10 protein-coding genes are annotated in these 12,102 nt (G+C 64.5%); 4 read left to right on the top strand and 6 right to left on the bottom strand.

Annotated elements, in window-relative coordinates; translation table 11 throughout:
• Nucleotides 1-23 precede the first annotated feature (23 nt).
• The 5 genes from DAD99_RS07610 to chvE all read right to left on the bottom strand — a co-directional run bounded on the left by DAD99_RS07610 (nt 24) and on the right by chvE (nt 5,566).
• Entirely contained in the window at nt 24-1,178 is a 1,155-nt protein-coding gene (locus DAD99_RS07610) for a hypothetical protein (RefSeq protein WP_193341031.1), read from the bottom strand.
• Between the two features lie 84 nt (nt 1,179-1,262).
• The gene (locus DAD99_RS07605) at nt 1,263-1,469 is read right to left on the bottom strand and encodes a hypothetical protein (RefSeq protein ID WP_193341030.1); all 207 of its coding nucleotides are present in this window, start codon (nt 1,467-1,469) and stop codon (nt 1,263-1,265) included.
• A 22-nt stretch (nt 1,470-1,491) separates the two neighbouring features.
• On the bottom strand, nt 1,492-2,802 hold the full coding sequence (mmsB, locus tag DAD99_RS07600) for a multiple monosaccharide ABC transporter permease (protein ID WP_193341029.1): 1,311 nt from the start codon (nt 2,800-2,802) through the stop codon (nt 1,492-1,494).
• 5 nt (nt 2,803-2,807) lie between these two features.
• Nucleotides 2,808-4,337 carry a multiple monosaccharide ABC transporter ATP-binding protein gene (mmsA, locus tag DAD99_RS07595; protein ID WP_193341028.1) on the bottom strand — a complete coding sequence of 510 codons (1,530 nt, stop codon included), beginning with the start codon at nt 4,335-4,337 and terminating at the stop codon, nt 2,808-2,810.
• A 104-nt stretch (nt 4,338-4,441) separates the two neighbouring features.
• A complete protein-coding gene (gene chvE / locus DAD99_RS07590; protein ID WP_193341027.1) occupies nt 4,442-5,566 on the bottom strand; it encodes a multiple monosaccharide ABC transporter substrate-binding protein in 1,125 nt (374 codons plus the stop codon).
• 319 nt (nt 5,567-5,885) lie between these two features.
• Between chvE and DAD99_RS07585 the strand changes: the two genes are divergently transcribed.
• The 4 genes from DAD99_RS07585 to araA all read left to right on the top strand — a co-directional run bounded on the left by DAD99_RS07585 (nt 5,886) and on the right by araA (nt 11,079).
• On the top strand, nt 5,886-6,899 hold the full coding sequence (locus tag DAD99_RS07585) for a LacI family DNA-binding transcriptional regulator (RefSeq protein ID WP_193341026.1): 1,014 nt from the start codon (nt 5,886-5,888) through the stop codon (nt 6,897-6,899).
• Between the two features lie 134 nt (nt 6,900-7,033).
• The gene (gene araB / locus DAD99_RS07580; RefSeq protein WP_193341025.1) at nt 7,034-8,800 is read left to right on the top strand and encodes a ribulokinase; all 1,767 of its coding nucleotides are present in this window, start codon (nt 7,034-7,036) and stop codon (nt 8,798-8,800) included.
• Nucleotides 8,797-9,501: an L-ribulose-5-phosphate 4-epimerase gene (locus DAD99_RS07575; RefSeq protein WP_193341024.1), complete on the top strand. Its 705-nt coding sequence runs from the start codon at nt 8,797-8,799 to the stop codon at nt 9,499-9,501. The genes araB and DAD99_RS07575 overlap by 4 nt, the downstream gene beginning before the upstream one ends.
• A gap of 57 nt (nt 9,502-9,558) precedes the next feature.
• The gene (araA, locus tag DAD99_RS07570; RefSeq protein ID WP_193341023.1) at nt 9,559-11,079 is read left to right on the top strand and encodes an L-arabinose isomerase; all 1,521 of its coding nucleotides are present in this window, start codon (nt 9,559-9,561) and stop codon (nt 11,077-11,079) included.
• Between the two features lie 128 nt (nt 11,080-11,207).
• On the opposite strand, the gene DAD99_RS07565 is transcribed toward araA, so the two are convergent.
• Nucleotides 11,208-12,102 (bottom strand): alkaline phosphatase D family protein (locus tag DAD99_RS07565; RefSeq protein ID WP_193341022.1); only part of this gene is annotated, 895 nt, incomplete at its 5' end.

Genomic DNA, 12,102 nt, shown 5'->3' with positions numbered 1-12,102 from the left:
CCAGGATAATTTACCCGGCAGGGTCAGCTGGAGGGCGCCAGCAGTCCTGCCGCGACCAGCAGAGCCAGCAGAATCATGATGATGCCGATGGCTCCGAAGATCCAGATCCGGCTGGATTTCCCCTTCGGCGCCCGCCAGATGGCGATGACCGCCGCGAGGAGCAACCCCGCGGCGACCGGGATGAATGCGAGCTGGCGGGGTTCGGTGTCGAGGGGGAGGAGCCGGTCGGCACCGTAGAGGGCCAGGACCAGGGCCGGAATGCCGAGGCCGAGGGAGGCCACGGCGGCAAGGGTGTTGAACGCGGCCTGCGAGTCCGCTTCCCGGGAGTTTGAAACGCTGGCCGCCGCGGCCATGAGATCCCGGGCGGAACCGGACTCGGCGTCAAGCTGTTTGCGCATCTCCAGGCATTGGCGGACGGCGGCGTCATGAAGGCGCATCCAGCTGCGGGTGGTGGAGGTTGCTGCGGCGGCGTCATTGATGATCGACGGGTCCTGGAGCCGGCGGTACGAATGGTACGCCTCTGAGTCTGAAAGGTGCAGCCACAGGCCTTCGCGGACCGCTTCCCTTGCTTCGTCCGCGGCGCGGCCGCAGATGATGTTCAGCTCCAGCAGGGACGCGACGATGGGTGTGTTGCTGGTTGTCGGGTGGCTCTTGCTGCTGAAGTGGGCCAGCCGGTGTTCGAGGTCGTATCGGATCTCCCGGACGCTCGCCACGGCGTTGCGGGACAGCTCGGCCAGGGCTTTGGCGTGTTTGGCGATATGCAGCTGGTTGTCTGTCACGGAGGTTGCGTCGGGCCACTCCGGGAGTTCGCGATTAAACTCTGCCGTGGCGGCCTGGACCTGCTCATTGGTGCTGGCTTCGGCCACGGTCACCCGCACGAATTCGCCGTCGTCCGCACCTTCCACCCACGTGTTGGTCACGAACGACTCGACGGCTGCACGATCGATGTTCTGGATCGACAGGCAGCTGTGGCCCACCAGGACCACGCGGCGGCCCTTCTCCCCGGACACCCGCAGCAGCGGCACCACGCGGAGGATGCCGGGACCTTGGGCGCTGCCGGGATGTCCGGCCGCTGCCTTGGCCACCATGTCCCGCTGGGTGAGGACATGGTTGCTGTGCTCAGTCGAGACGACCGTCGTGTTTTTGACGTGGGAATCCGGGGCAGTCGGTGCGCGCATGGGCTAATCGTATGGGTGGCAGCAAGCACTGACGGGTTTCGACAGGCCCGAACGCCGGGCTCGCTGCCGCGGGGCTGGGCGATGTCAGCGCATGAGTTCGCGGGTCATTCCGAAAGGAACCTGCTCGGACAGCTCTGCGGTGAAGTGTCCGGGCCCGTTGCGGGTGATCAGGATTCCATGCGTTCCGGCGAGGACGGCGATTTCCTGCAGGTGCCGCACGGCGGCTTCGAGGCGTTCGTCAAGCAGGCGCCTGCTGGTGACATGGATGTCGATGCATTCGATGGCTGTCATGGGAGCTTTCCCTTCTGCTGGATCAGGGGTTCTGGACGATGCTGGCCTGCTGAGCGCCGGCGGCCACGGGGACCGGGGGCTTTTCGGCAGGTTTCGCTGCCTCGGAAGCGGGCGGCGTGGTCTTGAGCCTGAAGCGCTTCCCGATCTTGCTTCCGCCGCCGCCGCCGCGGTTCTTGTTGAAGATGTCGAAACCGACGGCCAGCAGGAGAACAAGGCCCTTGATGAGCTGCTGGTAGTCCGTGCCCAGTCCGAGGATGGACATGCCGTTGTTGAGAACACCCATGATGAGGCCGCCGATCATGGCGCCTGCCACGGTTCCGATGCCCCCCGTGACGGCGGCGCCGCCTATGAAGGCTGCCGCGATGGAGTCCAGCTCGAAGCCAGTGCCGCCCGCAGGCTGCGCAGAGTTCAGCCTGGCGGTGAACACGAGGCCTGCCAGGGCCGCAAGTACACCCATGTTGACGAAGAGCCGGAACGTGACGGCCTTTGTCTTGACGCCGGAGAGCTCGGCGGCGTGAAGGTTGCCGCCGATGGCATAGGTGTGGCGGCCGAAGACGCTGTTGTTCATGAGAGCCGTGTAAACGATCACCAGGACGGCAAGCACAACCAGGACTATCGGCGTGCCACGGTAGGAGGCGAGCAGGAAGGTGATGATCAGCATGAGCACGGCGGTGAAGGCGGTCTTGAGGACGAACCACCCCAGGGGATCGCTTTCAAGGTCGAACTTCTTGTGGATCCGGCGTTCCTTGAGCGCCTGGATCAGCAGGGCAACGGTTGCGCCGACACCCAGGATAACTGTCAGCCATTCCAGCGCCGAGGAGCCCCCCGAGATGTCGGGCAGGAAACCGCCGCCCAGTGCGCGAAGTTCGGCGGGGAACGGCGTGATCTGCTGGTTCTTGAGGGTAATCAGGGTCAGCCCACGGAAGATGAGCATGCCGGCGAGGGTGACGATAAAGGCGGGGATGCCGACGTAGGCAATCCAGTAACCTTGCCAGGCGCCGACAAGTGCGCCGACCAGCAGACAGGCCGGGATCGCGAGCCACCATGCCCAGCCCCAGTGGACAATCATGACGCCGGCCACAGCGCCGATGAATCCTGCGACCGAACCGACGGAAAGGTCGATGTGGCCCGCGATGATGACCATGACCATGCCGATGGCCAGTATCAGGATGTAGCTGTTCTGGACGACGAGGTTGGTAACGTTTTGCGGCTCCAGCAGGATTCCGCCGGTGAGCGCCTGGAAGAGCAGGACGATCAGGATCAGGGCGACGAAGATGCCAACCTGGCGGAGGCGGCTTGTCAGGAAGCCGAGGGATTCTCGTAGGGCGGACATGTTCGCTATTCCTTCTCTTTGGTCATGAAGTGCATGAGGGTTTCCTGGGATGCCTCGGCGATGGGCACTTCCCCGGTGATGTGGCCGGCGGACAGGGTGTAGATCCGGTCGCAGATGCCCAGGAGTTCGGGGAGTTCGGAGGAGATCACGATGACTGCTTTCCCTTCGGCCGCGAGCTTGGCGATGATCGTATATATCTCGTACTTTGCGCCGACGTCGATCCCTCGGGTGGGTTCATCGAGGATCAGCACGTCCGGGTTGGAGAACATCCACTTGCTCAGCACGACTTTCTGCTGGTTCCCGCCCGACAGCTTGCCTGTGATGGCAGCCACCGACGGGGCCTTGATGTTCATGCTCTTCCGGTAACCGTTGGCCACGACGGTTTCTTCGTTCTTGTCCACCCATCCGCGCTTGGTGAGTTTGCGGAGAGCGGCCATGGAGATGTTGCGCTTGATGTCCTCGATAAGGTTCAGCCCGTAGAGCTTGCGGTCCTCGGTGGCGTAGGCGATGCCGTGCCTGATGGCGTCGGAAACGGTGGAGGTGTCGATTTCTTTGCCGTACTTAAACACTTTGCCGGAAGTGGCGGTTCCGTACGTGCGCCCGAAAATGCTCATGGCGAGCTCGGTCCTGCCGGCTCCCATCAGTCCCGCCAGCCCCACCACCTCGCCCCTGCGGACGTTGAGGCTCGCGTTATGGACGACTGTCCGGGTGTGGTCCTGCGGATGCCGCACGGACCAGTCCTCGATGCGGAGGACTTCCTCGCCGATCGTGGGTTCGCGGTCCGGATAAAGGCTCTCCAGGTCCCGGCCCACCATGCCGCGGATGATGCGTTCCTGGGTGATCTGCCCTTCGTCCATCCGAAGGGTCTCGATGGTCTTGCCGTCCCGGATGATCGTGACGGCATCCGCGACCTTACGGATTTCGTTGAGTTTGTGACTGATGATAATGCTGGTGACGCCCTGTCCCTTGAGATGGAGGATCAGGTCCAGCAGGTGGCCGGAGTCCTCGTCGTTGAGCGCCGCGGTGGGCTCGTCCAGGATCAGCAGTTTCACTTCTTTGGAGAGGGCCTTGGCGATCTCCACCAGCTGCTGCTTGCCCACGCTGATGTGCTTGACGGGGGTGACGGGGTTTTCGCTGAGGCCCACCCGGGCCAGCAGCTTGGCCGCCTCGAGGTTGGTCTTGCGCCAGTCCACCCAGCCGTTTCTGGCCTGTTCGTTGCCGAGGTAGATGTTTTCCGCGATGGACAGGTACGGGCTGAGCGCCAATTCCTGGTGGATGATGACAATGCCACGTTGCTCACTGTCGGAGATGGTAGAGAAGTTGCACGATTCGTTTTCGAAGAGGATTTCTCCGTCGAAGGAGCTGTGCGGGTAGACCCCGGAGAGCACCTTCATGAGGGTGGATTTTCCTGCCCCGTTTTCACCGCAGATGGCGTGTACCTCGCCGCGGTTTACGTCCAGGGTGACATCCTGGAGGGCTTTCACGCCTGGGAAAGTCTTGGTGATTCCTCGCATTTGAAGAATGGGTGTTTTCATCGTCAATTCCCACTGACTGGTCGAAACGGGGCTGCCTGCGGCTGCAGGGGCTTGCGCGTGGGTGGTGGCCTGGCCGGATGACAGGCCACCACCCTTCGGCTTGACTACTTGACGTCGGCGTCGGAGTAGTACCCCGAGTCGATGAGTTCCTTCTGGTAGTTGTCCTTGGTGATGATCACGGACTTGAGCAGGTAGGCCGGAACAACCTTGACCTTGTTGTTGTAGGTCTTGGTGTCGTTGACCTCGGGCTCCTGGCCCTTCAGCAGTGCATCCACCATCTTCACTGCCTGGCCGCCCAGCTGGCGGGTGTCCTTGAAGATCGTGGAGTACTGCTCGCCGGCGATGATGGACTTCACCGAGCCCTTCTCAGCGTCCTGGCCGGTGACGATGGGCAAGGTGCCCTTGTCGTAGCCGCCGGTGCTGGTCAGGGCCGAAATGATGCCGATTGACAGACCGTCGTACGGGGACAGCACGCCGTTCAGTTTCGTGCCGGAGCTGTATGCGGACGTCAGGATGTCTTCCATCCGCTTCTGGGCGACGGGAGCCTGCCAGCGGAGGATAGCCGCCTGCTCAAATTTGGTTTGGCCGCTGGGGACCTTGAGGGTTCCCGCATCCAGGAACGGTTTGAGGGTGTCCATGGCGCCGGTCCAGAAGAAGTTGGCGTTGTTGTCATCCGGGCTGCCGGCGAAGAGTTCCACGTTGAATGGGCCCTTGCCGTCCACCTTCTTTCCGCTGGCGTCGAGAAGGCCCAGGCCGGTCAGCAGCGAGGTGGCCTGCTGGACACCCACGGTGTAATTGTCGAACGTGGTGTAGAAGTCCACGTTGGGGGTGCCGTTGATGAGGCGGTCGTACGCGATGACCTTCACGTTCTGCTCCTTCGCCTTAGCGAGGACGTCCGTGAGCGTGGTGCCGTCGATGGCCGCGATTATCAGGGCCTTGGCGCCCTTGGTCAGCATGTTCTCGATCTGCGCCACCTGGGTGGGGATGTCATCGTTGGCGTACTGAAGGTCGGTCTTATAGCCCAGCTTGGTGACGGACTCGGAGACGTTCCTGCCGTCCGCGATCCACCGTTCCGAGGTCTGCGTGGGCATTGAGATGCCTACCAGTGCGCCGGCGTTATCAGCGCCGTCGGATGGATTGGCGGCGCCGCTGCGGCTGCCGCAGCCGGTGGCCCCCGCTGTGATTGCCAGGACGACGGCGAATGTGCCCACGAGTTTCTTGATTCTCACTTGCTCTCCTTCCGCGGACAGCTCAGTCCGCGAACTGATACTGGCTTGAGTAGCACCTGCGCTATTCGGCGGCTCAGTATTATTGGATCCGGTTAGCCAGTTCTTGACGAGCCTTAACAACGCCGGCTCGTGTTAGCGCTAACAAGTTTGTCAAATAAAAATTAGCACCGGCTATGCCTGTGAGTCAAGACACAACTGATCGGGCAGGTTTAGGCCGCTGCCCGCGCGTTCTGTCCCAGGGCTGATCCCGGCATGCCTCCGCCGTGGCCGCCCGTAGGATGTTGGACAATACATTGCTCCAGCTTGAAAGGTGCCTCAGATGGGGAACGATAGCGACAGGCGTCCGCCGCGCCTTGAAGACGTTGCCGCGCGTGCGGGCGTTTCCCACCAGACCGTCTCGCGCGTGGTCAACAACCACCCCAATGTCAGCAAAGCCACCCGCCAGCGGGTCGAGGCCGCTATTGCCGAACTGGGGTACCGGCGCAATACTGCGGCACGAAGCCTCGTGACCCGGCGGTCGCAGACCATCGGCGTCCTGGGGACTGAGCTCGCTCAGTACGGCCCGGCCAACACCCTTCTCGGGGTGCAGCAGGCCGCGCGCGAGGCCGGTTACTTTGTCAGCATTGCGGCGTTGAAGGATTCGGGAGCGGAGTCTCTTGCAGGTGCTGTCCGCCACTTCATGGACCAGGGTGCCGACGGGATCATCGTGATCGTCCCCCATGACGGAACGGTGCAGATCCTGGAAGGCCTGAACCTGGACGTGCCCGTGGTGGTGGTGGGAGCCGGCAGCCGCGGCCGGTTCAGCGGGGCGATGGTGGATCAGAAGCGGGGGGCGCGGCTTGCGGTTGCCCACCTGATCAGCCAGGGGCACGGGCGGATTGGACACATTTCCGGGCCGCGGGACTGGATTGACGCCGCGGCGAGGACTGAGGGCTGGCGCGAGGAGTTGGCGGCGGCGGGCCTGGCTGACGACCTTCTGCTCGAAGGCGACTGGAGCGCCGGCAGCGGGTACCGAATGGGCCAGAAGCTTGCCGAAAAGCGTACGGCCACGGCGGTGTTTGTGGCTAACGACCAGATGGCGCTTGGCTTGCTGCGCGCCTTCAGTGAGGCCGGCGTCCGAGTACCCCAGGACGTGTCACTGGTTGGCTTCGACGACCAGCCGGAAGCCGCCTACTTCACCCCGCCGCTCACCACTGTGCGGCAGGACTTTGAGGAGCTTGGGCGGCGCTGCATGGAGACCATGCGCACTCAGATCGAGGACGGCGCAGCGAGCAGCACCACCGTGGTTGAGCCCAAACTTGTGGTCCGGGCCAGTACGGCGCACTGTCCCTAGCCCCGCCTCCCGGCGGTAGTTCGCCTACCTCTCGCTTTGCGGATGGCTCTAACCCGGTTCCTTGACAGACTTCTTGTTAGCGCTCACAATTGACGCAGGCCGCTAAGTAGCCGGCACGCTATCGGAGGACTTTTATGGACGTCACAGTGGACGGTACAGACAACTACGTCATTGGTGTGGACTACGGGACGCTTTCGGGGCGGGCTGTTGTGGTCCGGGTCCGTGACGGCAAGGAACTGGGCAGTGGTGTCTTTGACTATCCGCACGCGGTGGTCACGGATGCTTTGCCGGCGGACGTAGCAGGCGCGGCGGGCGACGGCGCCGCCCGGCTTCCCGGGGAATGGGCGCTTCAGGTGCCCAACGACTACCGCGACGTCCTCCGCCATGCTGTCCCGGCTGCGGTCGCGGCCGCCGGTATCAACCCGGCCGCCGTCGTCGGAATTGCCACTGACTTCACGGCATGCACGATGGTGCCCGTCAAAAGTGACGGAACCCCGCTGAGCGAGCTGGACGGCTTTGCCAACCGGCCGCATGCTTACGTGAAGCTGTGGCGGCACCACGCGGCGCAGCCGCAGGCGGACCGGATCAATGCGCTGGCCGCAGAGCGTGGCGAAGCCTGGTTGCCGCGATACGGAGGGCTGATCTCCTCGGAATGGGAATTCGCCAAGGGCCTGCAGCTGCTGGAGGAGGACCCGGAGGCCTACGCGGCCATGGACCGCTGGGTGGAGGCGGCCGATTGGATCGTGTGGCAGCTTTGTGGCCGGTACGTTCGTAACGCCTGCACGGCCGGTTACAAGGGAATCTACCAGGATGGCCGTTACCCCTCCGAGGATTTCCTCGCTGCCTTAAACCCGGAATTCAAGGACTTCGTCAGCACCAAGCTGGAGCACACTATCGGCCGCTTGGGTGATGCTGCGGGCTACCTCACTGCCGAGGCAGCGGCTTGGACGGGGCTGCCGGAGGGCATCGCCGTGGCGGTGGGGAACGTGGACGCCCATGTCACGGCTCCGGCCGCAAAGGCTGTGGAACCGGGGCAGTTGGTGGCCATCATGGGCACGTCCACCTGCCACGTCATGAACGGTTCGGAGCTTCGCGAAGTGCCGGGCATGTGCGGGGTGGTGGACGGCGGGATCGTGGAGGGTCTGTGGGGGTACGAGGCCGGGCAGTCCGGCGTGGGTGACATCTTCGGCTGGTTCACGAAGAACGGTGTCCCGCCGGGATACCACCAGGCGGCGGCCGCGGCAGGGCTCGGCATCCACGAGTACCTCACCGAACTCGCGTCCCGTCAGGGGATTGGTGAGCACGGGCTCATCGCCCTGGACTGGCACTCGGGCAACCGTTCGGTGTTGGTGGATCATGAGCTCTCCGGTGTGGTGGTGGGTCAGACGCTTGCCACAAAGCCCGAGGACACCTACCGGGCCCTGTTGGAGGCCACGGCCTTCGGAACCCGGACCATCGTGGACGCCTTCCGCGATTCGGGTGTGCCCGTAAAGGAGTTCATCGTGGCCGGCGGGTTGCTGAAGAACAAATTGCTGATGCAGATCTACGCGGATATTACCGGGCTGCAGCTCTCCACCATCGGCTCCACCCAGGGCCCGGCGCTGGGTTCGGCGATCCACGCCGCGGTGGCGGCCGGGAAGTACGCCGACATCCGTGCAGCTGCGGCGGCCATGGGCTCAGAGCCCGGGGATGTTTACACGCCCATCGCGGAGAACGTGGCCGCCTATGAGGAACTGTTTCGGGAATACCGGACACTGCACGACTACTTCGGCCGGGGCGCCAATGATGTGATGCACCGGCTCAAGGCCATCCAGCGCAAGGCCGCCGCGGTGCAGTCCGCCGCGTCCCATACCGCCGCAGCAGTAGCTGCCGCCCCCGCTGGCGTGGGGGCCTCCGCATGAGCACCGCGACCGTAAATACCCTGGAGGCCATCGCCCGGATCCGGCAGGAGGTCTGTAGCCTGCACGCCGAGCTGACCCGCTACGGGTTGGTGGTGTGGACCGCCGGCAACGTTTCCGCGCGGGTGCCCGGCCGGGACCTGATGGTGATCAAACCCTCGGGGGTCTCCTACGACGAGTTGACGCCGGAACAGATGGTGGTCACCGACCTTTACGGTGTGGCCGTGGATGGCGATGCTGACGGTGAGTGGGGCAACCCGCCGCTCTCGCCGTCGTCGGACACTGCCGCGCATGCCTATGTCTACCGGAACATGCCCGACGTCGGCGGTGTGGTGCATACGCATTCCACCTATGCGACGGCGTGGGCGGCCCGGGGCGAGGCGATCCCGTGTGTGCTGACCATGATGGGCGATGAGTTCGGCGGCTCCATTCCGGTGGGCCCGTTCGCGCTGATCGGGGACGACTCGATCGGGCAGGGCATTGTGGAGACGCTGAAGAACTCCACCTCGCCCGCGGTCCTGATGCAGAACCACGGCCCGTTCACCATCGGCAAGGACGCCCGGTCCGCCGTGAAGGCTGCCGTGATGTGTGAGGAAGTGGCGCGCACCGTCCACGTCGCCCGCCAGCTCGGCGAACCCATCGCGATAGACCAGTCCCGGATCGACTCCCTCTACGCCCGCTACCAAAACGTCTACGGCCAATAACATCCGGCCGGCACTGCCCGCCGTCGGCCCAGCCCCAAACTTTCCCAGGAGAAACCCATGAGCAACGCCCACAGCACCTCCCTCGAACGCTTCGAGGTCTGGTTCCTCACCGGCAGCCAGCACCTCTACGGCGAGGACGTCCTCAAGCAGGTCGCCGCGCAGTCACAGGAGATTGCCGCCGCCTTGAACGCTTCCTCGGATGTCCCGGTCAAGGTGGTCTGGAAGCCGGTGCTGACGGATTCGGACGCCATCCGCCGCACCGCGCTGGAGGCGAACTCGGACGATTCCGTGATCGGTGTGACCGCGTGGATGCACACGTTCAGCCCCGCCAAGATGTGGATCCAGGGCCTGGACCTGCTGCGTAAGCCGCTCCTGCACCTGCACACGCAGGCCAATGTGGAGTTGCCTTGGGCGGATATCGACTTCGACTTTATGAACCTCAACCAGGCCGCGCACGGCGACCGCGAGTTCGGGTATATCCAGTCGCGCCTGGGCATTCCGCGCAAGACCGTCGTGGGTCACGTCTCCAACCCCGAGGTCTCCCGGCAGGTGGGCGTGTGGCAGCGCGCCTCCGCCGGCTGGGCGGCCGTGCGGACCCTGAAGCTGACCCGCTTCGGTGACAACATGCGCAACGTGGCCGTCACCGAAGGGGACAAAACCGAAGCCGAACTGCGTTTCGGTGTCTCCGTCAACACCTGGTCCGTGAACGAGCTCGCCGACGCGGTGCACGGCGCCGCAGAGGCCGACGTCGAGGCCCTGGTGGCGGAGTACGAGCGGCTCTACGAGGTGGTACCGGAGTTGAAGGCCGGGGGAGCCCGGCACGACTCCCTGCGCTACAGTGCCCGGATCGAACTGGGGCTGCGCAGCTTCCTTGAAGCCAATGGCTCCGCCGCGTTCACCACCTCCTTCGAAGACCTGGGCGGGCTGCGCCAGCTCCCGGGTATGGCCGTGCAGCGGCTCATGGCCGACGGTTACGGCTTCGGCGCCGAGGGCGACTGGAAGACGGCCATTCTGGTCCGCGCCGCCAAGGTAATGGGCGCTGGCCTGCCCGGCGGCGCGTCCCTGATGGAGGACTACACCTACCACCTCACGCCCGGCCAGGAGAAGATCCTGGGCGCGCACATGCTTGAGGTCTGCCCGTCCCTGACGGCCACGAAACCACGCGTGGAAATCCATCCGCTGGGCATCGGCGGCAAGGAAGACCCCGTCCGGATGGTGTTCGACACCGACGCCGGCCCGGGCGTTGTGGTGGCTTTGTCCGACATGCGGGACCGCTTCCGGCTCGTGGCGAACGCCGTCGACGTTGTGGACCTGGACGAGCCGCTGCCGAACCTGCCGGTAGCCCGGGCCCTCTGGTCGCCGAAACCTGACTTCGCCACCTCGGCCGCCGCGTGGCTCACCGCAGGCGCCGCTCACCACACTGTGCTCACCACCGCGGTGGGTATGGACGTGTTCGAAGATTTCGCCGAGATCGCCCGCACCGAGCTGCTGGCCATCGACGAAGGGACCACCATCAAGCAGTTCAAGAAGGAACTGGCCTGGAACGCCGCCTACTACAAGCTGGCCGGCGGCCTGTGAACGGCCTCGAACTTCGGCTCGTCCCGGGGGAGTACACCGCCGCCGTTGCCCAGCGCCGACTACCAGGGGCTCATCGCCGGGCCGTGGCCCAACCCGGGGTGTCGATGGGCTCAATCACCTGTTCCCTTTTACCGCGCCACCAGCCCCGGCACCCCGTCCTGGATCGCGAAGGTGGCCTTGGTGGAAACCGGTGCGCCCGGCGTCGTGACGTGATCGAGCACCCGGAAGTCCGCCGTGAGTGCGTCCTTGGTGATCTTGGTGTTCACGTAGCCGCGGTTGTCGTTGTAGAACTTCAGGTGCGGGTTCCAGGCCATCACCGGATCGGTGGTGGAGCCTGACCCGTCGCCGGTGGAGGTGATGGAGGTGCAGACGAGTTCGGAGCCGACCACGGGGGAGGCGGGGTCCTTGTAGTCGACTTTGATGTCGTTGGCCCAGTTGCGGTGGACATCGCCGGTGAGGACCACGGCGTTACGGACGTTGGCGTCCACCCAGCCCTGGGTAATGCGGCGGCGTGAGGCGGCGTAGCCGTCCCACCCGTCCATGGAGACGTCGTCGATCTCGGGCGCGGCGTTCCGGTCCCTTTCGGCGAAGAACACCTGCTGGCCCAGGATGTCCCAGCGCTGGGTGGAGTTCCGGAAGCCGTCCAGCAGCCACTTTTCCTGCTCGGCGCCGGTGATGCTGCGGTCCTCGGCGAGGCGTTCGGTGACGTTCTTCTTCCAGCCGTCGCCGGCGAGCTGGTCGTCGCGGTACTGCCGGGTGTCCATCATGTGGAAGTTGGCGAGCTGGCCCCATTGGATGGTGCGGTAGATCTTCATATCGAATCCGGCCGGCACGGAGGATGCCCGCAGCGGCATGTTCTCGTAGTAGGCCTGGAATGCGGCGGTTCGGCGCTGCCGGAACCGCTCGGTGGTGTCGTTGAGCTGGTTGGCGTCCTTGTTCTCCGGAACCTCGTCGGCCCAGTTGTTGTCCACCTCGTGGTCATCCCAGACCACCAGCCATGGTGCGATGGCGTGCGCGGCCTGC

Origin of the sequence: Pseudarthrobacter sp. AB1 (assembly GCF_014926485.1) — a bacterium.
Lineage (GTDB): Bacteria > Actinomycetota > Actinomycetes > Actinomycetales > Micrococcaceae > Arthrobacter.
Note: the sequence above shows the minus strand (reverse complement) of the source record. Positions and strands in the feature narration are given on the sequence as shown.